At 70.0% G+C, this 23,910-nt stretch carries 26 protein-coding genes and 1 tRNA gene; 18 read left to right on the forward strand and 9 right to left on the reverse strand.

What is annotated here, in order from left to right:
• Window positions 1-786 precede the first annotated feature (786 nt).
• Together ABZ027_RS05275 and ABZ027_RS05280 are read left to right on the forward strand one after the other, a co-directional pair.
• Window positions 787-2,247 (forward strand): hypothetical protein, encoded by a 1,461-nt coding sequence (locus ABZ027_RS05275; protein ID WP_356764535.1) that lies wholly within the window; start codon window positions 787-789, stop codon window positions 2,245-2,247.
• 447 nt (window positions 2,248-2,694) lie between these two features.
• A complete protein-coding gene (locus tag ABZ027_RS05280) occupies window positions 2,695-4,116 on the forward strand; it encodes an ATP-binding protein (RefSeq protein WP_356764537.1) in 1,422 nt (473 codons plus the stop codon).
• Window positions 4,117-4,250: 134 nt separating this feature from the next.
• On the opposite strand, the gene ABZ027_RS05285 is transcribed toward ABZ027_RS05280, so the two are convergent.
• Together ABZ027_RS05285 and ABZ027_RS05290 are read right to left on the reverse strand one after the other, a co-directional pair.
• Complete coding sequence (locus ABZ027_RS05285; RefSeq protein ID WP_356764539.1) at window positions 4,251-4,586, reverse strand: YnfA family protein; 336 nt, start codon at window positions 4,584-4,586, stop codon at window positions 4,251-4,253.
• An 81-nt stretch (window positions 4,587-4,667) separates the two neighbouring features.
• A complete protein-coding gene (locus ABZ027_RS05290) occupies window positions 4,668-5,321 on the reverse strand; it encodes a DNA-binding response regulator (RefSeq protein WP_356764541.1) in 654 nt (217 codons plus the stop codon).
• Between the two features lie 74 nt (window positions 5,322-5,395).
• Here ABZ027_RS05290 and ABZ027_RS05295 point away from each other — a divergent pair, with 74 nt between their 5' ends.
• The gene (locus ABZ027_RS05295) at window positions 5,396-6,253 is read left to right on the forward strand and encodes an oxidoreductase (RefSeq protein WP_356764543.1); all 858 of its coding nucleotides are present in this window, start codon (window positions 5,396-5,398) and stop codon (window positions 6,251-6,253) included.
• 42 nt (window positions 6,254-6,295) lie between these two features.
• On the opposite strand, the gene ABZ027_RS05300 is transcribed toward ABZ027_RS05295, so the two are convergent.
• Window positions 6,296-6,718 carry an SHOCT domain-containing protein gene (locus ABZ027_RS05300; RefSeq protein ID WP_356764545.1) on the reverse strand — a complete coding sequence of 141 codons (423 nt, stop codon included), beginning with the start codon at window positions 6,716-6,718 and terminating at the stop codon, window positions 6,296-6,298.
• A 114-nt stretch (window positions 6,719-6,832) separates the two neighbouring features.
• Window positions 6,833-8,233: a DUF2252 domain-containing protein gene (locus tag ABZ027_RS05305; protein WP_356764547.1), complete on the reverse strand. Its 1,401-nt coding sequence runs from the start codon at window positions 8,231-8,233 to the stop codon at window positions 6,833-6,835.
• Window positions 8,234-8,501: 268 nt separating this feature from the next.
• On the opposite strand from ABZ027_RS05305, the gene ABZ027_RS05310 reads away from it, so the two are divergent.
• Entirely contained in the window at window positions 8,502-8,777 is a 276-nt protein-coding gene (locus ABZ027_RS05310; RefSeq protein ID WP_356764549.1) for a hypothetical protein, read from the forward strand.
• Window positions 8,778-8,826: 49 nt separating this feature from the next.
• Here ABZ027_RS05310 and ABZ027_RS05315 read toward each other — a convergent pair whose 3' ends face one another.
• On the reverse strand, window positions 8,827-10,443 hold the full coding sequence (locus ABZ027_RS05315) for an MFS transporter (protein ID WP_356764550.1): 1,617 nt from the start codon (window positions 10,441-10,443) through the stop codon (window positions 8,827-8,829).
• 217 nt (window positions 10,444-10,660) lie between these two features.
• Between ABZ027_RS05315 and ABZ027_RS05320 the strand changes: the two genes are divergently transcribed.
• The 3 genes from ABZ027_RS05320 (at window position 10,661) to ABZ027_RS05330 (ending at window position 14,553) form a co-directional block, all read left to right on the forward strand.
• Window positions 10,661-13,228, forward strand: a complete 2,568-nt coding sequence (locus ABZ027_RS05320) for a SpoIIE family protein phosphatase (RefSeq protein ID WP_356764552.1) — start codon at window positions 10,661-10,663, stop codon at window positions 13,226-13,228.
• Window positions 13,229-13,304: 76 nt separating this feature from the next.
• Window positions 13,305-13,601, forward strand: coding sequence for a zinc-ribbon domain-containing protein (locus tag ABZ027_RS05325; RefSeq protein ID WP_356764554.1), 297 nt, complete (start codon window positions 13,305-13,307; stop codon window positions 13,599-13,601).
• A 103-nt stretch (window positions 13,602-13,704) separates the two neighbouring features.
• A complete protein-coding gene (locus tag ABZ027_RS05330; RefSeq protein ID WP_356764556.1) occupies window positions 13,705-14,553 on the forward strand; it encodes a DUF72 domain-containing protein in 849 nt (282 codons plus the stop codon).
• Window positions 14,554-14,556: 3 nt separating this feature from the next.
• Here ABZ027_RS05330 and ABZ027_RS05335 read toward each other — a convergent pair whose 3' ends face one another.
• The 3 genes from ABZ027_RS05335 to ABZ027_RS05345 form a co-directional block, all read right to left on the reverse strand.
• Window positions 14,557-16,371 carry a copper resistance protein CopC gene (locus ABZ027_RS05335; protein WP_356764901.1) on the reverse strand — a complete coding sequence of 605 codons (1,815 nt, stop codon included), beginning with the start codon at window positions 16,369-16,371 and terminating at the stop codon, window positions 14,557-14,559.
• 134 nt (window positions 16,372-16,505) lie between these two features.
• Window positions 16,506-17,273: a glucose 1-dehydrogenase gene (locus ABZ027_RS05340; protein ID WP_356764558.1), complete on the reverse strand. Its 768-nt coding sequence runs from the start codon at window positions 17,271-17,273 to the stop codon at window positions 16,506-16,508.
• Between the two features lie 58 nt (window positions 17,274-17,331).
• Complete coding sequence (locus ABZ027_RS05345; RefSeq protein WP_356764560.1) at window positions 17,332-17,811, reverse strand: cupin domain-containing protein; 480 nt, start codon at window positions 17,809-17,811, stop codon at window positions 17,332-17,334.
• Between the two features lie 115 nt (window positions 17,812-17,926).
• Between ABZ027_RS05345 and ABZ027_RS05350 the strand changes: the two genes are divergently transcribed.
• The 5 genes from ABZ027_RS05350 (at window position 17,927) to ABZ027_RS05370 (ending at window position 20,543) form a co-directional block, all read left to right on the forward strand.
• The gene (locus ABZ027_RS05350) at window positions 17,927-18,532 is read left to right on the forward strand and encodes an HhH-GPD-type base excision DNA repair protein (protein WP_356764562.1); all 606 of its coding nucleotides are present in this window, start codon (window positions 17,927-17,929) and stop codon (window positions 18,530-18,532) included.
• Between the two features lie 94 nt (window positions 18,533-18,626).
• Complete coding sequence (locus ABZ027_RS05355) at window positions 18,627-18,953, forward strand: hypothetical protein (protein WP_356764564.1); 327 nt, start codon at window positions 18,627-18,629, stop codon at window positions 18,951-18,953.
• 89 nt (window positions 18,954-19,042) lie between these two features.
• Window positions 19,043-19,168 (forward strand): hypothetical protein, encoded by a 126-nt coding sequence (locus ABZ027_RS05360; RefSeq protein WP_356764565.1) that lies wholly within the window; start codon window positions 19,043-19,045, stop codon window positions 19,166-19,168.
• A gap of 190 nt (window positions 19,169-19,358) precedes the next feature.
• A complete protein-coding gene (locus ABZ027_RS05365; RefSeq protein WP_003999914.1) occupies window positions 19,359-19,655 on the forward strand; it encodes a type II toxin-antitoxin system VapB family antitoxin in 297 nt (98 codons plus the stop codon).
• A 246-nt stretch (window positions 19,656-19,901) separates the two neighbouring features.
• Window positions 19,902-20,543, forward strand: coding sequence for a LytR C-terminal domain-containing protein (locus ABZ027_RS05370; protein ID WP_356764567.1), 642 nt, complete (start codon window positions 19,902-19,904; stop codon window positions 20,541-20,543).
• Between the two features lie 97 nt (window positions 20,544-20,640).
• On the opposite strand, the gene upp is transcribed toward ABZ027_RS05370, so the two are convergent.
• On the reverse strand, window positions 20,641-21,276 hold the full coding sequence (upp, locus tag ABZ027_RS05375) for a uracil phosphoribosyltransferase (protein WP_356764569.1): 636 nt from the start codon (window positions 21,274-21,276) through the stop codon (window positions 20,641-20,643).
• Window positions 21,277-21,415: 139 nt separating this feature from the next.
• Here upp and ABZ027_RS05380 point away from each other — a divergent pair, with 139 nt between their 5' ends.
• From ABZ027_RS05380 to ABZ027_RS05405, 6 genes are all read left to right on the forward strand, one after another.
• The gene (locus ABZ027_RS05380) at window positions 21,416-21,718 is read left to right on the forward strand and encodes a hypothetical protein (protein ID WP_356764571.1); all 303 of its coding nucleotides are present in this window, start codon (window positions 21,416-21,418) and stop codon (window positions 21,716-21,718) included.
• A 332-nt stretch (window positions 21,719-22,050) separates the two neighbouring features.
• Complete coding sequence (locus ABZ027_RS05385) at window positions 22,051-22,590, forward strand: hypothetical protein (RefSeq protein WP_356764903.1); 540 nt, start codon at window positions 22,051-22,053, stop codon at window positions 22,588-22,590.
• 56 nt (window positions 22,591-22,646) lie between these two features.
• On the forward strand, window positions 22,647-23,078 hold the full coding sequence (tadA, locus tag ABZ027_RS05390; RefSeq protein ID WP_356764904.1) for a tRNA adenosine(34) deaminase TadA: 432 nt from the start codon (window positions 22,647-22,649) through the stop codon (window positions 23,076-23,078).
• A 67-nt stretch (window positions 23,079-23,145) separates the two neighbouring features.
• Window positions 23,146-23,230: transfer RNA gene (locus ABZ027_RS05395), tRNA-Ser, on the forward strand.
• Between the two features lie 105 nt (window positions 23,231-23,335).
• The gene (locus ABZ027_RS05400; protein ID WP_356764906.1) at window positions 23,336-23,515 is read left to right on the forward strand and encodes a hypothetical protein; all 180 of its coding nucleotides are present in this window, start codon (window positions 23,336-23,338) and stop codon (window positions 23,513-23,515) included.
• Window positions 23,512-23,805, forward strand: a complete 294-nt coding sequence (locus tag ABZ027_RS05405) for a Dabb family protein (RefSeq protein WP_356764573.1) — start codon at window positions 23,512-23,514, stop codon at window positions 23,803-23,805. Before ABZ027_RS05400 ends, ABZ027_RS05405 begins: the two co-directional genes overlap by 4 nt.
• The last annotated feature ends 105 nt before the right edge of the window (window positions 23,806-23,910 follow it).

Raw genomic sequence — 23,910 nt, forward strand, 5'->3', positions numbered from 1 at the left:
AAGCTTTCAGATGTCCTTCAACATGACGACGGGCACATGCAGGTACCTCGCTCGCATGCGTGCGGAGGTACTCGCGCCATCAGCCACAGTTGCGATCCTGCGGCACCGAAACGGCGTTCTTGACAACCTCGTTCTTACTGATTCGCCAATCGTTCTCGATGGCCTCCAGGGACACACCGTGATCACTAGACCTTCGGGCTGAGGTGGAGCGCCACGAAATCCACACCCCAGGGCACAGGGAGGCTCTACAGCGCCTCGTGCTTGCGCAGCGGCAGGTGCTCAACACGCCAGAGGGGTACTGGGGGTCTCGTCCAGCCCGGAAGCGGCCCAGCACGCCCTGACAGGAACGACGCCACTACCCGGCATCCGCTCTGCGGCCGTCATGTCGGACGGCGCGAGGCTGGTTACGGAGTACGGCATGGCGACCTGGTCTGAGGTCTGCACCACGCTTCAGAACGGCGGGCCGCGTGAACTCATTGAGACCGTGCGCAAGGTCGAGCGACGGACCCCACCGGGATTCGGTGGCCGCCTACAAGTCGGGAGTTGACGCGGCCGTGGCTTACTGCCGCTGGCGACGCGGGGCCGTTCGGTGTGCACGCCTGCAACGCACGGGCGCGAACCTCCCCGTCACGGCCCCTCGTACGGTCATGCGGACAGTTCAGTGTCGGGGTGCCGCGATGCGATGCTGCCCACGTTCGTCATCAGGCCCCGGGCTGCGCCTTGGGCTAGGCCCCGAACGGAGTAGTTACTTTTGAACATCGCCGACTCAGGTTCGATCTTTATTCCATGAGCATTCAGCCATGGGTGATTGTTGAGCCACCTGACAACCGCGGCCTTCGCAAGGTCGTCATCAGCGGTAAGACCGTCGGCAGCGCCTGGTCATCTCGCGAACTGCGAAAGATCCTCAGTCGCCTCGGTTACCCGAAAAATATGGACATAGAGGACCCGACATCCATACATTGGCGCGGAGGGGATAGCAAGGTGTGGCCGGACCACCCATGGAGAAGGCGCACAATACTCCTCCTAATGGTCACAGGGATGCTCGCATCTGCCGCCTGGCATCTGCTTATCGGCTGGCCGGATGCCCTTAAGGCACTCACTTTTGCACAACGAATAGTCGGCATCATTTTCGTGCTACTGAGCCTACTGCAAGGGCTAGCGGCATTTACAGCCCTAGACTATTACGGCAAGCGGCAGTGGAAGGCATCTGGAGCGATCACCATAATTGGAGCGCTCATCGCATTTCCGACTAATGCAATTCTCCTATTCATGTGGTTCGAGGAGACGGAATACACACCCTACCTATTCGCTTTTCTTCCACTTCTCGTCTGGTCCATATGGGCAATTTTCTTGCTCGTTCGCGAAAAGTCTTGGCATGGAACTCCACATCCGACGAAGTTCGCAACGGGGGTGGCCTTCACTTCGGTACTGACGGCCGTCAGTATTGCTTACTCGACCATGTACGAACCCACCGCTGCCCCGATCCACTTTGTCCTCAAGACGGAATTTGGTACACCGCAAACAAGCGCCAATGGCAAGTATGTCACCATCCCACTCAAGCTTTACGCCAAAAACGACGGGGGTATTCCCGTCTACTTCATCAACGATGATTTCACCGTCTGGGGGAGATCGGCCAGCTACTCCGCTAAAGGCGAGGGGATGGAGCGGTGGAAAAGCGACACAGAGGAGATTGGCGACGCAAGTGAAGCCGAACGATTCATCCGTGAGATCAAGGAGGAAATAATAAGCTCGGGGCACTTTCAAGGGCCCGGCACCGAGCTTGACGTCGGAGAAGAATTCGTCTCAGAGGAGGTAGTTAGACTGCCCAGGAATGCCAAGTATGACGAACTAGAGGCGCACTTGGAAATCGACATCATGAGAAGAGATCGAGGTAGAGTCGACGAGCAATTTGGATACCCCTGGTATTCCTGGGACAAGGAAGAGGGAAATTACTACTGCCCCCCGAAAGATTGCGGAGAGTATGTCATATATCACGGCCGAGTGCGCCACAATAACAACATGATCAACCTGACGCGCAAGTCGCGATATTTGACCGCCTTCTGGGGCCCGGAATTCACGCCAGACAACTTTATTTCGTCGTTCGACTTCAAGAAAAAGGTTCTCGAGGCGTACCAGGACATTGATGCGGCAGAAGTAGAGAGGGAAGCGGAAAGATATGGCGTGTCAACGTATACCACAAATTGCAAGATACCTACTGAAAGGATTTTGCACACTTTCGTGGGCTGAATGGAAATAAACTACCTGGAGCCTGAGTGAGCTGACATAGCCGACGACCGGCTCTGAGCCGCCGCTCTTGTCCGGTTCTTTGTCTACTGTGCTGGCGTCCGCCAGCGGCGCTGAGCCGCATCTGCCCTGCCGTATGAAGGAGGTGGGCCTCCGAGGTCACTTGGCAGTGTCGCTCCTCGCGTTCGGTCAGCTGTGCAGGCCGCGCAGAACCGCCTCACGGACCAGACCCGAAAGGCGCCATCACTTCGTATGTTGATGGGGCCAAGGACCGAGCGGTGCGCACCCTCAGCCGCCTCATGTGCTCGACCCGTCCTGCCTCGAAGGATGTGCCACCTGCGGGACGGCGAGCGCGTTTTCAACCCTTTGAATGAGAGCTATGACAATCGGCGGCTAGAGTATCGGTGGAGATAGTATCGCTGTAGATACTATCTCCACCGGGAGGCTTGCATGCGTCGTTTCATCGGGCGGGACCGTGAACTGAGCGTGCTCGGCAACACCTTGCAGGGAGTTCACGATGCCGTCGGATCGGCGAAACCGGGGCAGTGCGTCCTCATGCGGGGAAGGCGGCGGGTCGGTAAGTCCAGCCTCGTCGAGGAGTTCCTCCGGCGCACCGAGACGCCGTACCTGTTCTTCACTGCGGCGGGCGGCACGGCGGAGGACGAACTGACGGAGCTCCTCGACGCCGTCGCCAGGTCCACCCTGCCGCAGCGGGGACTGTTCTCCGAGGAGACTCCGGGGCAATGGAACGCGGCGTTCAGGCTGCTCGCGGAGATCCTTCCCGAGGACAGCCCGAGCGTGATCGTCATCGACGAGGTCCCGTATCTCATGGACCGCGTGGACGCCTTCGAGGGCATGCTCCAGCGCGCTTGGGACCGGCTGCTCAGCCGCAAGCCGGTCCTTCTCCTCCTGGTCGGGTCCGACCTGTCGATGATGGAGGCGCTGAACAGCTACGACCGTCCCTTTCACCAGCGGGGCCGGGAAATGGTCGTGGGGCCCCTGAATCCGGCCGACATCGGCGAGATGCTCGGCCTGTCCCCGGCGGCCGCGTTCGACGCCGCTCTGATCACGGGGGGTCTCCCCCTGATCTGCGCCGAGTGGCGGGCCGGAGCGAATGTGCTGGAGTTCCTCCGCGACTCGCTGGACAACCCGATCTCGGCGCTGCTGGTCTCCGCCGAGCGCTCACTGGCCGCGGAGTTCCCACCGCAGGCGATGAGCAGAGAGGTCCTGCGGGCCATCGGATCCGGGGAGCGAACCTTCACCAACATCGCTCGCGCGGCCGGCGGCATCGCCCACACCACTCTCACCCGGGCCACGGATGTCCTGACCGAGAAACGGGTGGTAGCAGCCGAGCTGCCGCTCTCCCTGCGGCCGTCGAAGGAACGCCGCTACCGGGTGGCCGATCCTTACCTGCGGTTCTGGCTCGCCTTCCTGGATCCCCACATGGCGGAGATCGAGCGGATGAGGGGAGATCTCACACTGACCCGGATCAAGGAGCGGTGGACGAGCTGGCGTGGCCGCGCGATCGAGCCCCTGGTCCGGGAAGCCCTCGCCCGCCTCCTGCCGGACGGACCCCTGCCCGCGACCCCGGCGATCGGCGGGTACTGGACCCGCAGCAACGACGTCGAGATCGACCTGGTGGGCGCCGACCGGCAGCCCGTGGCCCAACAGCTGCTCTTTCTCGGCTCCGTCAAGTGGCTGGAGAACTCCGCGTTCGACGGCCACGACCTGGCCGCGCTGCAGAAGCACCGGGCAGCGATCACCGACGAGCCGGTACCACTCGTGGTGGTCTCCCGCAGCGGGGTCAGTTGTTCCGGCCTACAGGCGGTGTACGGCCCCGAGGAACTGCTCAACGCCTGGCGCCGGACTTGAGCCTCCACCAATGCCTCACCGGGCACGATGTCGGTCTCGGTTTTCCGTCTCCGTCGGCTTTCCGTGCGGGTGGCCACACCACTCAGCTCTGGACCATGCCCGCGCGGACTCGATCGTGGTCGTCCGCCGGGGACTCAGTGGCTGCGGGGCGCGTACATGATGACGGCCATGCCGGCGAGGCAGATCAGGGCGCCGCACACGTCCCAGCGGTCCGGACGGTAGCCGTCGGCGACCATGCCCCAGGCGATCGAACCGGCGACGAAGATCCCGCCGTACGCGGCGAGGATGCGTCCGAAGTGGTCGTCGGACTGGAAGGTGGCGACCACTCCGTAGAGGCCGAGGGCGATCACACCGGCGCCGATCCAGATCCATCCCCGGTGCTCGCGGATGCCCTGCCACACCAGCCAGGCGCCGCCGATCTCGAAGAGGGCGGCGACGGCGAAGAGGGCGAAGGAGCGTGCGACGGTCATGGTCGGTGAGGCTACCGGCGGGCCGTGGTGGGGATCGGAACCGGGTCGGTGGGTGCCTCGGGGGAGCCGACCGCCGCCCATTCAGCCGTTCAGGCCCAGTTCGCCGGCGCGTACCCCGGCCTGGAAGCGCGAACCCGCGTCCAGGGTGTCGAGCAGTTCGGCGACGCGGCGACGGTAGGTCCGCAGGGACATGCCGAGCTGGCGGGCTGCCGCCTCGTCGGTGGCGCCCGATCCCAGTGCGCGCAGGACCGTCCGGCTCCCGGCATCGAGCCGGGGCTGCTCGCCGCGGAGGAAGGTCTTGAGGTCGGTGGCGGTTTCCCAGGCGGCTTCGAACAGCGCGTACACGCCGCCGACCAGGGTGGGTGCGGTGGTCAGGGTGTACTCGCGGCCGCCGGGGGCGGGCAGGCCGGCGAGGACGGCGAAGCGGCGGTCGATGAGGATCGTCTCGTGGGGGAGGGCGGTGGCGGCGATCCGTACCGAGGCGCCGTGGTCGGCGAGTTCGCGCAGATGCTCGCGGCCGCGCTCGTCGGCCAGCGCGGCCGGGCTGTACAGCTTGCGGATGCGGTGCGTGCCGCTGCTCCGCAGCCGGTCGCGGGTGGCCCGCCGGGCGTCGGGACGCGGCCAGGTGTCGAGATCGCGGGCGGCGCAGACGAACTCCTCCCGCACCGAGGAGAACAGCCGCTCGGTACGAGCGATGAACTCCAGGTCGCCGCGGAGCGTCAGGGTCTCTGCCACGCCGCCATTCTGCCCGATGGCAGCAAGCTGCCACGGGTTCGCGGCCGCAGCGCCCCGGCGTTCAGGCTGAGTGCATGAGCAACGACTTCCGCCTTGGTGGCGACCTTCTGATCAACCGGATCGGCTTCGGGGCCATGCGCCTGCCCACGAACGCCTTCCACGGCCCGCCCCGCGACCCCGAGACCGGTCGCGCCGTCCTGCGCCGCGCCGTCGAGCTGGGCGTCAACCACATCGACACCGCCGCCTTCTACGCCAGCGGCGACGGCACCGTCCGGGCCAACACCCTGATCCGTGAGGCCCTCCACCCCTACCCGGCCGACCTGGTCATCGCCACGAAGGTCGGCCCGGTCCGCACCCCCGACGGTGGCCTGGCCGCGCCCACCGACGCGGCGGGACTGCGGTCGCTGGTCGAGGAGAACCTCGAAGAGCTCGGCGTGGACCGCCTCGACCTGGTCTACCTGCGCATCGGGGGCATCGAGCCGCCGCCGCGCGGCGAGTCCGTCGGCGAACGCTTCGAGGTGCTGGCCGCGATGCGGGAGGAGGGCCTGATCCGCCACCTCGGCCTCAGCCACGTCGACTCCGGCCATCTCGCCGAGGCCCGTGCGATCGCGCCCGTCGTGGCGGTCCAGAACCACTTCCACACCGGCAAGCGCGACGACGCCCGGCTCCTGGCCGCCTGCGAGGAGGCCGGGATCGCCTTCGTGCCGTACTTCCCGCTGGGCGGCGGCATCAGCGACCTCACGGACGACCGCCTGGCCAAGGTCGCGGAGCGGCACGACGCCACGATCCCCCAGATCGCCCTGGCCTGGCTGCTCGCCTCCTCACCCGTCACCCTGGCCATCCCGGGCACCGGCTCCCTCGCCCACCTGGAGGAGAACACCGCCGCCGGGTCGATCGCCCTCACCCGGGAGGACCTCCTCGACCTCGCCTGAGCCGAGGACCGCTCAACCAGGCCCCAGCCCTCGGGCTTCCGCTCAGGACGTCAGTACCTTCCGCTTGGCGTGCTGGAACTCCTCGTCGGTGATGTCGCCCTTGTTCCTCAGCTCGGAGAGCTTGGCCAGCTCGTCGGCGTGGCCGCCCGTGCCCGCGCCTCCGGCGGCCGTCTGCCGGATGTACGCGTCGATCGCCTCCTGCTGGGCCTTGGCGTGTTCCTGGTCGCGCTTGCCCATCCCACGTCCGCGGGCGACGAGGTACACGAAGACTCCGAGGTACGGCAGGACGATCACGAAGAAGGTCCACCCCGTCTTCGCCCAGCCGCTCAGCGAGTCGTCGCGGAAGATGTCGCCGATGACCCGGAACAGCAGGATGATCCACAGGATCCACAGGAAGACCCACATCATCGTCCAGAACGCGCCCAGAAGCGGATAGTCATAGGCCAGATACAGGTTGTCGGTCATCGTCGTCCTCCTGAGCCTGAGGCCGTGCCTGGCGGGCGGGACAGTCGTCGCAGGTCCTGTGCGTCGCAGGTCCTGTGCGTCGCAGGTCCTGTGCGTCGCGGTGCGCTGTGCGTGTTATGCGCTCTGTGCGGGGATTCGTCCGGTGCGCACCGCGTCGGTGAGGGCCTGGTGGTCGCGCTCGTTCTGATCGGCGTAGCTCTCGGCGAAGTGGGTGAGCGCGCGGTCGAAGGTGTCGCCGGCGCCGAGGTACGCGGCGATGGCGACGCGGTCCCCCGAGCGGGCGTGGGCTCGGGCGAGGGTGGCGCCGCAGAGTTCCCCGAAGGCGCGCATGCCCTTGGGGGCCATGGTCTGGGGTTCGGCGATGCCCTTCCAGTCCCGCAACTGGCGGACGTAGAAGTCACGTTGGCGTCCGTCGATACCGACCACGCGTTCCCAGCCGAGGAAGATGTCGCTGGTGGCCTGCATGAGGCGCTGTCCGGCGACGACGCGTTGGCCCTGGTTGTCGTAGGCACTCGCCCCCACGTGCGGGGCCAGCACCGACAGGTCGGCCTCCTTGGCCTGGAGCAGCAGCGGATCCTCGTCGTCCCTGCCGAGCAGCAGGACGATCCAGCAGCGAGTACCGACGCTGCCCACGCCGACGACCTTGCGGGCCATGTCGACCAGCCGGTACTGACGCAGCAGATGGCGCCGGTCGGACTGCAGGCTCTCGCTGTACCTCTCGATCAGCGCACGCAGTTGGTCTTCCAGCGCGTCGCGCTGGACGCCGGGCAGGAGGTTCTGCAGGGGCATGATCAGGGGCGGGTCGGGGGTGATCCGGCGCTGCCCGTCGACCACCCGGGTGAGCTTCTCGAAGGCCTGGAGGCTGTCGCGACCGCGCGCCTTGGCCATGGCCCGCCGGGTACGCTCCCGCCCCCGCGCCCCCAGCCTCCGGTCCGCCAGTTCCCGCAGTACGTCCATGTCGGCCTGGGTGTACCAGACGGCGAGGTTGCCGAGCCCGGCGAAGTGGCGCATCCGCTCCCGGTAGGACCGGACGGCGGCCCGCACCACGGCGGCCCGTTCGGCGTCCGTGAAGCCGTTCTCGCGTCCGGCGATCACCAGGCTGGTGGCGAGTCGCTTGACGTCCCACTCCCAGGGGCCGGGCAGCGTCTCGTCGAAGTCATTGATGTCGAACACCAGGTGTCGTTCGGGCGATGCGAGCAGCCGGAAGTTCAACAGGTGTGCGTCCCCGCACAGTTGGGCCGTGATGCCCGAGCGAGGGGTGTCGGCCAGGTCGCCGGCCATGAGGGCGGCGGCACCGCGGTAGAAGCGGAAGGGCGACTCCAGCATCCGGCCGTAGCGGATGGGCACGAGTTCCGGCACCCGGGCCGCCGACTGTGCCTCGAGGGTGTCCACCGGGTCCGGTCGCTTCGCCGTGGGCTGGTAGTCCGCGTGCGCGGAGCGAGGTGCGTCCGCCCTGGCGGCCCGTCCCCGTGCCGCCCGCTCCTTCGGACTTCTCCCGCCGACCAGGTCAGCCATGACGGCACCTCCTGCGTGGAGCGGGCCCGCGGGGCGTCCGCCCCGAGCCGGACCTGCCTGCCGGCCTGCCTGGCCCTGTCCCCACGGTTGCACAATCCGCTCGGGGCAGCATCCGGACGCCGGGCCCGCTCGGTGAGGTCGCCGTGCTCCCCCGGGGCGGGGCTGCGGCTGCTTCGGTCGGGGCACGGGTGCGGGAAGTCGCGGGTCGGGTGCGGGGAGAGGACGCTGGATGCAGGGGGGAAGGGGGCAGAGGCGATGGAGATGTCCGATGGCTCCGACCGGCACAGAACCCCAGCAGCACAAGCAGCGCACGCCCTTCTTCTCCCGGCCGGGTGTCCGCCGCGTCATGCCGTTCCTCCTGATCACCGCGATCGCTCTGATCTTCATCTTCGAGAACAGCGCGCGCACGGAGATCCGCCTGCTGATCCCCCTGGTGACCATGCCGTTGTGGGGAGCCCTCCTGATCGCCTGGGCCCTCGGCATCCTCGCCTGCGCCGTCACCGTGCGGCGCCGCCGGGACCGCAAGCACCAAAGGCCCCGGTGAGCGCCGCCGGTTCCCGTTCCTAGGGGCGTGGCGTCGGAGCGCTGAGTCGTCAGGGCTCCGATCCGCGGGGCTGGGTCGTGGGGATCCGGTGGGTGAAAAACAGCGCGAGGAGAGCGGTGAGCGCGAGGACGGCCAGCGCGGCACGCAGCCCGTCGAGTCTGGCGGCGTCGTTCGCGTCGAGTGCCGCCCGGGTCACCTCCGGGCTGGTGCCCGCGTCGTCGAGGGCGGACTCGAGCTGTGCGTCCGACAGGAACGGCACGCCGCTCTGCAGTTCGACACTCGCCCGGCTCTTGACGTCGGCCGGGACCGCGTCGTTCTGGTCGACGCTGGTCAGGAAGGAGGTCGTGAGGGAGGCGATCAGGATCGACCCGGCGAGCGCGGTACCGATCGAGGCGCCCAGGTTGGTCACGGCGTTCTGCACACCGCCGACCTCCGCGCTCCGCGCTTCCGGCACCGCGGACACGGTGACCGACCCGAGTTGGGACGCCAGCGCGCCCATGCCGAGCCCGATCAGCAGGAGGGGGACGGTGACGACCTCCGCCCCGGCGTCCTCGTCCAGCGCGGCCATCAGGACCACCGCGCCGGCGAGCAACGCGAGGATGCCCAGCCGCACGACCCGGCGCGGGGAGACGTCCGGGAAGAAGCGGGGGATCAGGATCGCGGCCGCCAGCAGGGTCAGGGAGAGCGGCAGAATGCGGGCGCCCGTCATGAGCGCCGACAGGCCCAAGGCGACCGACAGATAGAGCGGTACGACGAAGAAGACCCCCATCTGCACCAGGTACTGGAAGAAGAACATCGTCAGCCCACCGGTGAGCTGCCGGTTGTGCAGGATGGCCGGGTCGACGAGCGGCTCCCTGCCCCGCCGCACCATGCGGGCCTCCCAGCGCAGGTAGAGCCAGATCAGCGCCAGGCCTGCCAGCATCAGCCACACGACCAGCGAGACGCCGAGCCACGAAGGGGCGTCGGGCTTGGGCTGGAACCAGCCCCACTCGTCGGAGCGGAGTACTCCGTAGACGAAGATCCCGAGCCCGAGTGCGGAGAGCACGGCCCCGACGAGATCGACCCGCCGGCGTTCGCCGATCGGCGCGTCCGCGATACGGCGGGCGAGCAGCAGGATGCCGACCACCACCACGACCTCACCGGCGAAGACCCAGCGCCAGGAGAAGTACGTCGTCGCGACACCGCCGATCAGCGGGCCGACCGCGATCGCCACGGCCCCGGCGGCGGCCACGAGCCCGTAGGCGGTGGGACGGCGCTCCGGGGCGAAGTTGCGTGCCACGAGGGCCACGATCGCGGGCAGGATGAGGGACGCGCCGATCCCTTCGAGCAAGGCCCAGCCGAGCAGCAGTACGGGCAGGTTCGGTGCGAGCGCGGTCACCAGGGACCCGCAGCCGTAGACGCCGCAGCCGATCATGAACGTCCGTCTGCGGCCGAGCAGCGCCCCGATCTTGCCTCCGGGAATCATGAACATGGCCATCACGAGGGTGTAGGCGGTGATGGCGCCCTGGATGCCCGTCACCGTCGTGCCCACGTCGTCGGCGACCGTCGCGATCGAGACGTTCATGACGGAGCTGTCGAGCGCCATCAGGAACTGCCCCGCCGCGAGTGTCAGAAGCACCAGTCGCGCCGTCGCCGAGTTCCGCGTGGCGCCTGCCCCGGTCGTCATGCCCGAATCGTCCCAGCGGCCCGGAGGGGAACGGCTCATCGACACCTGCTCGATCAGCCGTTTCGCTGCTACTGAGGGTGGTATGGGGTAATCAGTACCAAAAGAGACGGAACTCAGCGGGTGTGTGGCGTGCACTCGAACGCCGCGGCGGCACGCGCCCTGGGCTGGAGCGGGGCTCCGCCCGGTGGAGAACGCGGCGGGAGTGAGATGAGAGGCCATGAAGCGGCGTGTCGCCGAGGACCACGGAACGCGTTCCGTCCGAGACGCCGTCGGCAAGGTGCTCACCGCGCGCGCCGTCGTCGACGACCACGGCACCGTGACCGGCTGGAACGAGGGGGCCGAGCGTCTGCTCGGGTACACACCGGCGCAGGTCCTGGGACGGTCGGCGGCGTCCCTGCTCGCCGAGGAGCCCGCAGCGGGCGAGTTCGCGGCGCTCTCCGCACTGCCGAGGTGGCACGGCACGCTCGCCCTGCGGCACCGTGGTGGCCACCGCCTGGACGCCAGGGTCCTGGCGCATCACAGGGAGCCGGAGGACGGATCCGCGTCGGCAGGGAACTGGCTGCTGGTCTCCGCCGGGGCCGTAGCGGCGGCCGGTTTCGGGGCAACCGAAACGGACAAGGCCGACGCCGAAGCCGTAGCAATGGCCGAAGCCGAAGCTGACACCACCACCGCCGCCCAGCCCCCGCACCCCTACCCGCACAGCGACGACGCCCTCGTCCGGCATGGCTTCCACGACTCGCCGTGCTGCGCGATCTCGGTGTACGACACGGATCTGCGTTTCCGCCGGTCCAGCCGGTTGGGGCAGGACGCGCTGGGCCTGAGCGACGACGACATGCGCGGGCTGCGGCTGACGGACGTACTCGCCGACGACCCGGCGGCGGAGAAGGCCGAGCGGGCGATGCGGCTGGCCCTGGAGACCGGTGAGCCGCAGTACGTCGAGAACCGTTCCCGGGCGCCCGGCGAAACCCGTGAGCACGCCTGGTCGGTCCACCTCTACCGCTTGCAGGATCCGGACGGCCGCGTCCTGGGCGTGGCTTCCGCCGGGCACGACATGTCGGAGCAGCACTGGGCCCGCACACGCCTCCAGCTGATCGCCGAGGCGACCGCCCGCATCGGTCGCACGCTGGATGTGACGCGGACCGCGCAGGAGCTGGCGGACGTGGTGGTTCCGGAACTCGCGGACTTCGTCAGCGTCGATCTCCTGACGTCTTTGGACACCCTGCCCGACTGGCCGGCGGAGGCGCTCACGGCGCACGGCAGCATCACGCTGCGGCGCATCGCCCACCAGTCCGTGTACCCGGGGGTCCCCGAGGCGGTCGTGGCACCGGGTGAGGTGGAGGAGTATCCGGAGCATTCCCCGGCGGTGGAGAGCGTGCGGGCGGGGCGGGCCGTGCTGTATCAGATGGACGAGCGCGCGATCGTCGACTGGGTGGCCCAGCACCCCGTCCGGTCCTCCCGGATCCGCGACTTCGGCTTCCACTCGGCGATCACCGTGCCCTTGTCGGCGCGCGGAGCCACGCTGGGCATCGTGGTCTTCGCCCGGCACCGGCACCCCGACCCGTTCCAGGCGGACGACCTGGTGCTGGCCGAGGAACTGGCGGCCCGGGCGGCGGTCTGCATCGACAACGCCCGCCGCTACACCCGCGAGCGCCGCACCGCGGTCGCCCTCCAGCACAGCCTGCTTCCGCAGCGGCTGCCCGAGCAGAGCGCGGTGGAGGTCGCCTCCCGCTATCTGCCGGCCGGCGCCCGGGCCGGGGTGGGCGGCGACTGGTTCGACGTGATCCCCCTGTCCGGGGCCAGGGTCGCGCTGGTGGTGGGCGACGTGGTGGGCCACGGCGTCCGTGCCGCCGCGACCATGGGTCGGCTGCGGACGGCCGTACGGACCCTGGCCGACATCGATCTGCCCCCCGACGAGCTGCTCACCCACCTCGACGACCTGGTGGGCCGCCTCGCCATGGAGGCGGAGGGCGCGCGACGGCCCGCGGGGGACGGGGAGATCTCCGGAGACGTCGGGGCGACCTGTCTGTACGCCGTGTACGACCCCGTCTCCCGTCGTTGTGCGCTGGCCCGGGCCGGGCACCCGCCCCCGGTCGTGGTGAGCCCGGAGGGCACCGTCGAACTGCTCGACGTTCCCGCCGGACCCCCACTGGGCCTGGGCGGGCTGCCCTTCGAGTCGACGGAGACGGAGCTGCCCGAGGGCAGTCTGCTGGCTCTCTACACCGACGGCCTGATCGACTCACGTGACCGTGACCGTGACATCGACGACGGTCTGTCCCGGCTGGGTCAGGCCCTCGCCCGGCCCGTGGGCTCCCTGGACGTGCTGTGCGACCGGGTGCTCTCCGACGTGCTCCCCGAGCAGCCCGCCGACGACGTGGCCCTGCTCGTCGCCCGCACCCGGGCGCTCAAGGCCGACCGGGTCGCCGCGTGGGACGTGGACCCCGACCCCGCCGCCGTCGCCAACGCCCGCAAGAACGCCCTGTGCCAGCTGGACACCTGGGGCCTGACCGACGCGTCCTTCGTCACCGAACTGATCGTCAGCGAACTGGTCACCAACGCCGTCCGGCACGCGGAACCGCCCATCCAGTTGCGTCTCATCCACGACACGAGCCTCATCTGCGAGGTTTCGGACGCCAGCAGCACGGCACCCCACATGCGTCGTGCCCGCACCTACGACGAGGGCGGCCGTGGTCTGCTCCTGGTCGCCCAGCTGAGCCGGGGCTGGGGCACCCGCCAGACCGCCAAGGGCAAGACGATCTGGGCGGAGCAGACCGTCGATCCAGGCTGACACCCGCTCGCGGCGTTGTACCGTCGGCCAGACCGGCACTGCGTCGGAGGTCGACGGCTCGGAAAGGATCAGCGACGTGATCATCTTCGGCACCAAGGGGTATCTGTACCAGCTCGCGATACTGACGCTCGTGTGCGGACAGTGCGGGAATCCGTCCGCTCACGCGCTCAGGAAGCGGGTGACGAAGTTCAGCCTGTTCTTCGTGCCGCTGTTCCCCATCTCGACCAAGCACACCACCCAGTGCACGTTCTGCGGGGCGGAGCAGAAGATCACCAAGGAGCAGGCGGAGCAGTTGCTGGCGCAGGGCACCGCCGGGTACGGCGGCCAGGGACAGCAGGGGCAGCCGCACCAGCAGCAGCCGTACCAGTCCTGACGAGCCGGTGCTGACCCGCCGGCGCTGACTGACAAGCCGGTGCTGCCACGCCGGTTGTGAGCCGCGGTGCGTCCCTGCCCGGGGGGCGGGTAGCCGCTGCCGCATGGGTGAGTTGCTGATCGGCACCTGTTCCTGGACCGACCGTGCCCTGGTGGGCAGCGGCTGGTATCCGGCCGGACGGCGGGACGCCGAGGGACGGCTGAGGTACTACGCCGGGCGTTTCCCGGTCGTCGAGGTCGACGCGAGCTACTACGCCCTGCCCGGCGAACGGAACAGCCGGCTGTGGGTGGAGCGGACGCCGGACGGGTTCGTGTTCGACGTGAAGGCGTTCTCCCTGCTCACCGGGCATCCGACACGGGCCGCGGTGATGCCGGACGGGCTGCCGCCCGACGCCGGGGACCCGGCGGTGCTGGACGCGGTGTGGGCGCGGTTCACCGCCGGGATCGAGCCGCTGAGGGCCGCGGGGCGGCTCGGTGCCGTCCTGTTCCAGTTCCCGCCGTGGTTCGTGCCCGGGGCCCGGGCGGAGGCGTTCTTGCGGGAGTGCGCGCGACGGACGGCCGGCTGGCCGGTCGCCGTGGAGTTCCGGCATCCGCGCTGGTGGGCGGACGAGGAACGGACGGAGACGACCCGCGACCTGCTGTCCCGTCACGGCTTCACGGCGGTCGCCGTCGACATGGCGCAGACCCTCGCGTCCTCCCTGCGGCCCGTCACGCCGGTCACCACACCGCGTCTGTCCGTCGTGCGGTTCCATGGCCGCAGCGCCGCCTGGGGAACCGGCAGCAAGGAGGACCGCTTCCGGCACGACTACTCGGCCGCCGAACTCGCCCAGTGGGCACCGCGCTTACGGGCCCTCGCCGAGCGGGTGGACCAGCTCCACGTCCTGTTCAACAACTGCTGCGGCGACGCCGCCGTCCGGGCCGCCGAGACCATGTCCGGCCTGCTCGCCCGCTGACCCTCAGCCGTTGATGCGCACCTTCTGCTCCTCGCTCACCTGATCGATGTCCGAGATCCGGACCGTCACCTTCATCATCCAGTCACCGGGGATGGGGAGCTTGAGTGAATCGGTGCCCCAGTAGCCGCCCTTGTTGGTGAGTTTGGCGTCGATGGGGCCGATGTCCTGGGCGGGGAACGTGAAGGAGAGGCGCAGTTCCGGGACGCTGGACAGGCCGCCGTCGGGACCGTAGACCACGGCTTCGACCGAGTAGTCGCCCGCGCTGCCCGGCAGGAGGGTGATCTGCGCCTTGCCGTAGCCGCGGGGCGTGCCGGTGTCGAAGGGGACGATGGCGACGGACGCGACGGGGATCCCGCCCGACTGCGCCGACTGCTCGGTCTGCTTCGCCTCGGCGACCGCGCGGCCGGGGAGGGTGCTGGAGAGCACCGTCGAGAGCACCAGCACCACGACACCGATGGCGACCTCCACCAGCACGGAACGCCGCAGCCGACGCCGGCCGGGGTCCTCGGAGGCGGGCGGGTCGACGGGCTCCGCCTCGGGCGCCGGGTCTTCCCCGGCGGGCCCCGCCGGTCCTCCCACCGGCTCCGGCACCCGCTCCCGTACGACCGCCTCCGACTCGACCTCCGCCGGCACCTTCACCGGCGTCTCGGCGGTGGCCTCCGCCTCCGCCAGCCGGGCGGTCCACTGCCGGGACAGCGCGGCGACCGTCAACAGCAGCGCCACCGCGAGCAGTTTGAAGGTGAGGGCGCGCCCGTACGCGGTGTCGGTGAGCGCGCTCCAGGAGCCGAGGCCGCGCCAGGACTGGTAGACGCCGGTGACGACGAGGACGGCCACCGAGGCGAAGGCGAGCCGGGAGTAGCGGGCGACCATCCGGGCCGGGGCCGCGGACGAGCGGTACAGGGTGAGGAGCAGGGCCGCGAGGCCGCCCAGCCACACCGCCATCGCCAGCACGTGCAGCACCGCCGACGTCATCGCCACCGGCACCTGGATCCCGGCGGAGGCGTGTTCGGCGGCCGCCCAGGTCAGCGCGAGGCCCACACAGAGCGCGGCCCCCGCCCCGAGCAGGACGCGCGACCACTCGGTGCCCCGCAGCAGCCGTACGACGAAGAACGCGGCCAGGGGCAGCAGGGCCAGGCGGACCAGCAGCACCGTGCCGTAGCGGGTCGTCACCGTGCCTTGCAGGGCGTCGACGTCGAAGGCGGACGCCGGGCCCACGCCCGCCTCGTAGGGGGCGCGCAGGGCGAAGAGGAGGACGGTGGTGGCGAGCAGGGTCCAGAAGCCCACCCACAGGGGCCTGCGCAGCGGGCCGGTGTCCGGCGGGCGGCACACGGTCATGAAGACCGCGGTACCGAGGAGCAGGGCGGCAGCGAGGTAGGCGAGGTAGCGGACGATGTTGTAGAGACCGGCGGTCGCCGGGTCCTCGACCGGGCCTGCGTCGAGGACCGGCGGGTTCGGGGAGGGTTTGCCGACGGAGAAGGTGAAGGCGCCCGAGATCGGGTGGCTGTCGGCGGACACCACCCGCCAGGCCACCACATAGGTGCCCTCGCCGAGCTTCGGGGGCAGAGTCACCCGGACCGCGTCGGCGCCGTCCGGCGCGTTCCGCGCGTCCTTGATGTCCAGCTGCTGGTTGTCGGGGCCGATGACCCGGAAGGAGTCCTTGATCAGACCGACCGACTCGGTGAAGGTCAGTGAGATGTCGCGGGGAGCGGACTTGAGGACGGCTCCGTCCTTGGGGTCACTGGCGCGGAGGGCGGCGTGCGCCGACGCGGTTCCCGCGCCGCCGAGGACGAGCAGGACCAGCACGGTGCCCAGCAGCACCAGGCCTTGTAGTTGTCGGCGTCGTCGTCCCGCCCTGAGCTCACCGTCACGCTCCACGTCACTTCTCCGTCTGTGGACTTCGGCCTTCCGGATACGTACGGACGCGAGCTCCGCAACGCTCACCGCACCGCCGCTCACCATGTCGGACGCGCCGACACCCCGCCGTCCACGACCAGGTCGTGCCCGGTGATCCAGGACGCGAGCGGCGAGGCCAGGAACACACAGGCGTCACCGACGTCCTCCGGCCGCCCCAGCCGTCCCAGCGGCGCCGCGTCCTGCCACCGTCGCACCCCGTCCGGCCAGGCCCGCGCCAGCCCGTCCCGGTCGATCAGTCCGGGCGAGACCGTGTTGACGCGGATGCCGTGGGGACCGTATTCCAGGGCCGCCGCCCGGGCGTGCGCGACGACGGCCGCCTTGGAGGCGGAGTAGTGCGAGTGGTCCGGCGCCGGGTGGCCCGCCTCGATCGACGCGATGTGGGTGACGCTGCCGCCGCCTTGCTCCCGCATGACCTCCGCCGCCGCCTGGGTGCAGGCGAAGACGCTGGACAGGTTGGTGTCCACGACCGCCCGCCACTCGGCCGCCGTCATCCCGGGCAGCGGCCGCGTGGGCTGTACGCCCGCGTTGTTGACCAGCGCCGTCAGCCGCCCGCCGCCCCATTCGGCGGCCTCCCGCACCAGCCGCCGACACGCGTCCTCGTCGGTGAGGTCCGCCTCCAGTACGACGGCCCGCCCGCCCGAGTCCCGTACCCGCCCGGCCACCTCCCGCGCCGCCCGAACTCCGGTACGGCAGTGCACGGCGACCGCCGCGCCCCGGTCCGCGAACCGCAGCGCGATGCCCCGCCCGATGCCGCCGCCGGCACCGGTGACCAGGGCGACCTGGCCCTCCAGGAGGCCCGCTGTCATGGGGCTGTCCGGCGGGCGAGGGGAACTCTTCGGCGGGCGCTGGGAACTCGGCGGCGGCTCATGGACGGCACAGTCCCGCGATCCGGTCCGCCCGCGCCGGATAACGCGCCGACAGCGTAGCCGCGTCCCCGTGCTCGTAGCCCTCGTAGGTGAATCCTGGTGCCATCGTGCAGCCGAAGAAGGCCCACTCCCCGCCCGCCGCGACCCGGCCGCCCATCCAGGTGCCCGCCGGGACGGTGAGCTGGACGTGCTGGCCGGCGAGGAGGTCCGGGCCCAGGACGGGGGTGCGCGAGGTGCCGTCCGGGGCGAGAAGCAGCAGGTCCAGCGGGTCGCCGAGGTAGAAGTGCCAGATCTCGTCGGTGGGCAGCCGGTGCAGGGCCGAGAAGTCGCCGGGCGCGGCGGTGAGCAGCGCGACGATCGCGGAGCCCTCGGGCCGCCCGTCCGGCCGCTCGGGCCCCGCCCAGGTCCGCCGGAACAGCCCGCCCTCGCGCGGGATGGGCTCCAGGCCGTAGTGGGCGACCAGCTCGTCAGGCGTCACCAGGGCAGGCTACCGCCGCCCGACGAAAGCCAGTTGGGCGTGGAACCGGCCCGTCGCGGCCGGACCGGAGCCGTACCGAGGAGCGATGCGAGGCCTCAGGAGGCATGATCGGGGCATGGACGTCACTCTTCACCTCGCCCAGGACCCGGAGGCCGACGCACTGCTCGGGCGCTCCCCGCTCGCCGCGCTCGTGGGGATGCTGCTGGACCAGCAGGTTCCGATGGAGTGGGCGTTCAAGGGCCCCCGCACCATCGCGGACCGGCTCGGCGCCGACGACCTGGACGCGCACGAGATCGCCGCACAGGACCCGGAGGCGTTCGCCGCACTCCTGTCCGAGAAGCCGGCCGTGCACCGCTACCCGGGATCCATGGCGAAACGGATCCAGCAGCTGTGCCAGTACCTCGTCGAGCACTACGACGGCCGGGCCGAACTGGTCTGGAAGGGAGTCGACGACGGCCGGGAACTGCTGCGACGCCTCCAGGACCTGCCCGGTTTCGGCAAGCAGAAGGCGCAGATCTTCCTGGCCCTGCTGGGCAAGCAACTCGGCGTGTGTCCCGAGGGCTGGCGGGAGGCCGCCGGATCCTACGGCGAACCGAAGTCGTTCCGCTCCGTCGCCGACATCACCGGGCCCGAGTCGCTGACCAAGGTGCGGGCGCACAAGCAGGAGATGAAGGCGGCGGCGAAGGCAGCGAAGGCGTCGAAGGCCACCGGGACGCCGTAGCGGCCGATCCAGCCGTAGCGGCCGATCCACCGAACGGGCGGTTCTGGCTTCCAGTGTGCTGAACATCCGGCGCTGCACGGGGAGATGACCTCCCATGAGCACCGCACGAGGCCTTCCCCGGAGCCGCGCCTGGCTACGGGTGCTCGTGCTGCTGCTCGCCGTCCTGGTGCCGGGCGGGCCCGCCGAAGGGTCCGCGCCGCCGGTCGCCGCCATGGAGATCGTCGAGTACGACGTCCTCGACACGGCCCCGCGGCCACCGGCCCACGACGCCCACCGCCCCGCCGTTTCCCCGCGCCGCGCACCCCGCCCCGGCCCGGCACCCGCCGCGCCGCGGGGCCTCCCGCACCCGGCGCCGCCGAAACCGCCGTACGCCCCGTGGGCCCCGCACGCTGCCCTGCACACCGTCGTCCTGCGCTGCTGACCGAGCCCGCCCCGAGCAAGGCAGGTCAGCACGACGTCTCAGCGCGAGGTCTGAGCACGTCGTCCCGGCACGACGGGAGGAACACCACCATGCCCACCGACCCGTACGCGATCCTGCGCGCGCTGCTGCGCGCCGAGGCCGCACGCAACACACCCAAACCACGGCTGAAGGACGGAAAACCGCCACTGCCCCCGAAGGAGCGAGGCAGCCGCTGACCGTTCGGCGGAGGCGGATCCACCGTCTCCGCCGGGCATCGGCGTCCGTCGGCACCGGCCTCGCACAGGTGCCGGCGCCCGGATCGCACACCCCCCTTCGACCGATATTGACCAGAAACCATCGACACGTGCTCGCGCGAGCCGAGCCGGGAGGCTGCGCCCGGCGAGGCTCGCCCGGTAGGCTTTCCGTGTGATCTTCAAGCGCATCGGAAACGGCCGGCCGTACCCCGACCACGGCCGGGAAAGCACCCGGCAGTGGGCGGACGTCGCGCCGCGCCCGGTCCGCCTCGATCAGCTCGTGACGACCAAGGGCCAGCTCGACCTGGAAACCCTGCTCGCCGAGGACTCGACCTTCTACGGCGACCTCTTCGCGCATGTCGTGAAATGGCAGGGCGACCTCTATCTGGAGGACGGCCTGCACCGCGCGGTCCGGGCGGCGCTCCAGCAGCGCCAGGTACTCCACGCGCGCGTGCTCGAACTCGACTGACGAGCCCGACCGGCGAACGCGACCGCGACCGACGGCGGACGTAACCGACGGACGCGACCGGCGCCCCGCCCCAGCGACGACCCGCCCGGTGACGGGTCGGTTCGGCATGGGTCGGATGGGTGCGGGTGAGCTGGTCTCGGCTCGGTATGGCTTGCCTCGATATGGGTTGGCCCTTTCGGGTTGGACCGCGCCGCGTCCGATGATCATCTAGTAGGAATCGCAGCCCGGGCGCACTACGCTGCGCCCATGAGCATGCTGACTCCCCCCGGCATGGGCGGCAAGTACCGGATCACGGGAGACAAATACCCCCGGATGCGCCGATCCCGGCGGCGCGGCAGGCTCGCCCTCGCGGCGGTCGCCTCCGCGGCAGCGCTCGGCCTGATCGGCTGGGGCACCCTGCAGCTCATCGACGTCTTCACCGGCGGCGGCAAGAAGGCCGCCGCGGCCGGCTCCAAGGCCGACTGCGGCACCCGGGCCACCCCCTCGGCGTCCGCCGGTGCCGCCGTGCCCGAGCCGCGCCGGATCACCGTCAACGTGTTCAACGCGACGTCCCGCAGCGGCCTGGCCAAACAGACCGCCGACGAGCTGAAGAAGCGCGGCTTCAAGATCGGCGACGTGGGCAACGCGACCAAGGAGTACGACAAGAAGGTCAAGGGCACCGGGATGCTGCTCGGCCCCGCGTCCTCCCTGAACACCTCGCTGCCCGTCCTGGCCACCCAGCTCGGCACGGCCGAGCGCCGCACCGACGCCGCCCGCAAGGGCACGGACATCGACCTCGTCCTCGGCAACGGCTTCAAGACCCTCACCACGAAGAAGGACGCCGACAAGGCCCTGGCCAAACTGGCCGAGCCCCAGCCGGCGTCCACCTCGTCGAAGAAGACCTGCTGAGCGTCGTACCGAAACACACGAACCGAAACCGCACGGAACAAGCCGTCCAGAACCGTACGGAATCGCGCGGAAACGGTACGGGAACGAAGGCGCGGTCCTACTCGGCCGCCCCGTACAGCCGGTCCCCCGCGTCGCCCAGGCCCGGGACGATGTAGCCGTTCTCGTTGAGGTGGTCGTCGACGGAGGCCGTCACGACCGTCACCGGGGTGCCCGCCAGCTCGCGCTCCATGACCTCGACGCCCTCCGGGGCGGCCAGCAGCACCACGGCCGTCACATCGTCGGCGCCGCGCCCGATCAGCTCCCGGATCGCCGCGACCAGGGTGCCGCCGGTGGCGAGCATCGGGTCCAGGACGTACACCTGGCGCCCGGAGAGGTCCTCCGGCATGCGCGTGGCGTACGTGGAGGCCTCCAGCGTCTCCTCGTTGCGGATCATGCCGAGGAAGCCCACCTCGGCGGTCGGCAGCAGCCGCATCATGCCGTCCAGCATGCCGAGGCCGGCCCGCAGGATCGGCACCACCAGCGGACGCGGGTGGGACAGCTTGACGCCCGTGGTCCCGGCGACCGGCGTCGTGATGTCGACCTGCTCGGTGCGCACGTCGCGCGTGGCCTCGTAGGCGAGCAGGGTGACCAGCTCGTCGGCGAGACGGCGGAAGGTCGCGGAGTCGGTGCGCTGGTCGCGCAGCGCGGTGAGCTTGTGGGCGACCAAGGGGTGGTCGACGACGTGGAGACGCATGGCGACAACAGTAACCGGGCCCGCTGGAGCCGGATCCCCCCGGACGGGGCAAGCCCCGGGCCACCCGCTTCGCCGGCTCACTGGCGTCAAACCGCCGGTCCGGGGGAAGGTGGGAGGGACGGACTGGGGTGGTGAACCTATGCCTGACCGGGAAACCCGCAAGAATCCGTCGCCGCGCACACCGCCGGGGACACACAAGCAGCCGAGCCCGAGGTACGCCTCGAACGCGCCGGAGACACCGGGCGCTTCGAGAAGGCCGGAGATACCCGGCGTACCGCGGAGCGCGGACGCTCCGCAGACGGAAGCCGAGCGCCGACGGCGCCGCGCCCAGTTCCTGCGCGACCTCGCCGAGGCCCGCGAACTGCGCGACCGCGTCCAGCCCCGCCGCGCGAAGACCGCCCGGCTGAGGCGCGCGATGCGCATGCGGACCTTCCGTTGGTGAGGGACGCGGGGGCCAGGACACGCCGAAAGGGCGGCGTCGGGGAAAGATCACGCGCCGCGCGCATGTTGTGCGGGTGGCGGTGCGTGGGCGGCTAGAAAGCCGCGTACGATCCGCTGTTGGCGGCAACGAGTGCGCTGGTGAGGCCTCGACGGAACCTCCGCTGCCACGAGACCGGCGGCAACCGGACACACAGGGAGCCGAAGAAGTCCCCTGAGCGTCTAGTTTCTGCCACGATTCCGAGTGGGTGGGGCTTGGAGCCCAGCTCTCCCCGCCCTCGACCTCCGCCGGGGGGACCTCCAACCGGCACGCCTATGACCAGTGGGAGAGTCACGGTGTACTTCGCCGCACTGCTCGCGCGCACCGAAGACGGGTGGAAAGCGAGCGACACGGAACTCGACGATGTGGAAACCCTGTCGGACCTGGCCGACCTGGCCCGGGAAGCCTCGCTCGAGGACGACACGGTGCTGGTCCTCATCGAGCAGGAGGACGCCTGGTTCGGCGTCGTCCGCATCGACGGGGAGGACGACCCCCGTATCTACGTCTCGGACGCCGCCGCCGCCGCTCGCAGTTCGTACGGCGAGATCCTGCTCACCGACGAACTGCTCGGCCGGAATCCCGGTGACGACGACCTCGCCGACCTGGACTCCCTCGACCTCGACGGCACCGAGGACGGAGAGGACGACGACGAGGACGACGACGGCCCGGACGCCGCCGGCTCCGCCGAGGCCGTGCCGCACGGCCCGGTCGGCGACGCCGAGATCCTCGACGATCTCGGCGTCGGCGAGAAGGAGCTGAAGGCGCTCGCCACGGACGCGGTCACCGAGATCGCCGAGTCCCTGGGCGCCTCGGAGACCTTGGAGTTGGTCCGCTGACAGACAGCTCCTTGCCAGGACCGCCGGACCCGGTACGTGACCGGTGGCGGGCCGCGATGCGGCTCGCCCTGGCCGAGGCCGAGCAGGCCGGCCGCGACGGGGACGTCCCCGTCGGCGCCGTCCTGCTCGCCCCGGACGGCACGACGGTGCTGGCGGCCGGACACAACGAACGCGAGGCCACCGGTGACCCCACGGCCCACGCGGAGGTCCTCGCTGTCCGCAGGGGCGCCGCCGAGCTGGGCCAGTGGCGGCTGTCCGGCTGCACGCTGGTCGTGACGCTGGAGCCCTGCACGATGTGCGCGGGCGCCGTCGTCCAGTCCCGCGTGGACCGGGTGGTCTACGGCGCCCGGGACGAGAAGGCGGGGGCAGCCGGCTCCCTCTGGGACGTCGTCCGCGACCGGCGGCTCAACCACCGGCCGGAGGTCATCGAGGGAGTGCTCGCCGAGGAGTGCGCCGGGCTGCTCACCGACTTCTTCCGGACCCGCTGACCTGCCGTCACAAGGGCCGGGGAAACGGATTTCGAACCATCCCCCGCCTTGCTGTAAGGTCTCCCTCGGTAGCGTGTCCGAGCGGCCGAAGGAGCTCGCCTCGAAAGCGAGTGTGGCGCAAGTCACCGAGGGTTCAAATCCCTCCGCTACCGCTTGAGAAGGGCCCCGTCGTCAGACGGGGCCCTTCGTGCGATCATGTGCCCGCGTCGGGCGTGCCAGAAGCAGGCTCCGTGACAGGAGAGACAGGGGAGGCCGCGATGGCGGTGAACTCGAAGAAGATCGCCGTCTATGTGCTCGTGGTCTTCGTGCTGTATGTGATCATCACGGACCCGGCCAAGGCCGCGGACTACGTCCAGATAGGCTTCGAGGGCATATCGGACGCCGCGAAGTCCATCGGCGACTTCATGTCCTGGGTCGCCCAGGGAGGGAACTCATGATCCGCCACCTGGTCCTCTTCAAGCTCAACGAGGGTGTCGAGCGCGACGACCCCCGGGTCGCGAAGGGCGAGGAGGCCTTCCGCTCCCTCGACGGCACGATTCCCGAGATCCGCTCCTGGGAGCTCGGCTGGAACCTCAGCGACCGGCCCATCGCGTACGACTTCGCCATCAACTCCGGCTTCGACGACGTGGCCGCGCTGCACCGGTACCTGGAACACCCGGCGCACCAGGCCGGCGTCACCCTGTGGAAAGAGTTCGCCACCTGGGTGATCGCGGACTACGAGTACTGAGCGACGCCGCCTTCGGAGCCCCCCGCCTGCACGGCGGGGGGCTTTGGTCTTTACAGCCCAATTCTTCCCTCAACACGGTGTTATGCGGTGCTTGCACACAGTGCA

Source organism: Streptomyces sp. NPDC006332 (genome assembly GCF_040612855.1).
Taxonomy (GTDB): domain Bacteria; phylum Actinomycetota; class Actinomycetes; order Streptomycetales; family Streptomycetaceae; genus Streptomyces.

Coding starts and splice junctions, on each gene's coding strand:
- ABZ027_RS05275 (WP_356764535.1), top strand. CDS start 787: ATGAGCATTCAGCCATGGGTGATTGTTGAGCCACCTGACAACCGCGGC.
- ABZ027_RS05280 (WP_356764537.1), top strand. CDS start 2,695: ATGCGTCGTTTCATCGGGCGGGACCGTGAACTGAGCGTGCTCGGCAAC.
- ABZ027_RS05285 (WP_356764539.1), bottom strand. CDS start 4,586: ATGACCGTCGCACGCTCCTTCGCCCTCTTCGCCGTCGCCGCCCTCTTC.
- ABZ027_RS05295 (WP_356764543.1), top strand. CDS start 5,396: ATGAGCAACGACTTCCGCCTTGGTGGCGACCTTCTGATCAACCGGATC.
- ABZ027_RS05300 (WP_356764545.1), bottom strand. CDS start 6,718: ATGACCGACAACCTGTATCTGGCCTATGACTATCCGCTTCTGGGCGCG.
- ABZ027_RS05305 (WP_356764547.1), bottom strand. CDS start 8,233: ATGGCTGACCTGGTCGGCGGGAGAAGTCCGAAGGAGCGGGCGGCACGG.
- ABZ027_RS05310 (WP_356764549.1), top strand. CDS start 8,502: ATGGCTCCGACCGGCACAGAACCCCAGCAGCACAAGCAGCGCACGCCC.
- ABZ027_RS05315 (WP_356764550.1), bottom strand. CDS start 10,443: ATGACGACCGGGGCAGGCGCCACGCGGAACTCGGCGACGGCGCGACTG.
- ABZ027_RS05320 (WP_356764552.1), top strand. CDS start 10,661: ATGAAGCGGCGTGTCGCCGAGGACCACGGAACGCGTTCCGTCCGAGAC.
- ABZ027_RS05330 (WP_356764556.1), top strand. CDS start 13,705: ATGGGTGAGTTGCTGATCGGCACCTGTTCCTGGACCGACCGTGCCCTG.
- ABZ027_RS05340 (WP_356764558.1), bottom strand. CDS start 17,273: ATGACAGCGGGCCTCCTGGAGGGCCAGGTCGCCCTGGTCACCGGTGCC.
- ABZ027_RS05350 (WP_356764562.1), top strand. CDS start 17,927: ATGGACGTCACTCTTCACCTCGCCCAGGACCCGGAGGCCGACGCACTG.
- ABZ027_RS05355 (WP_356764564.1), top strand. CDS start 18,627: ATGAGCACCGCACGAGGCCTTCCCCGGAGCCGCGCCTGGCTACGGGTG.
- ABZ027_RS05360 (WP_356764565.1), top strand. CDS start 19,043: ATGCCCACCGACCCGTACGCGATCCTGCGCGCGCTGCTGCGCGCCGAG.
- ABZ027_RS05370 (WP_356764567.1), top strand. CDS start 19,902: ATGAGCATGCTGACTCCCCCCGGCATGGGCGGCAAGTACCGGATCACG.
- upp (WP_356764569.1), bottom strand. CDS start 21,276: ATGCGTCTCCACGTCGTCGACCACCCCTTGGTCGCCCACAAGCTCACC.
- ABZ027_RS05380 (WP_356764571.1), top strand. CDS start 21,416: ATGCCTGACCGGGAAACCCGCAAGAATCCGTCGCCGCGCACACCGCCG.
- tadA (WP_356764904.1), top strand. CDS start 22,647: ATGCGGCTCGCCCTGGCCGAGGCCGAGCAGGCCGGCCGCGACGGGGAC.
- ABZ027_RS05400 (WP_356764906.1), top strand. CDS start 23,336: ATGGCGGTGAACTCGAAGAAGATCGCCGTCTATGTGCTCGTGGTCTTC.
- ABZ027_RS05405 (WP_356764573.1), top strand. CDS start 23,512: ATGATCCGCCACCTGGTCCTCTTCAAGCTCAACGAGGGTGTCGAGCGC.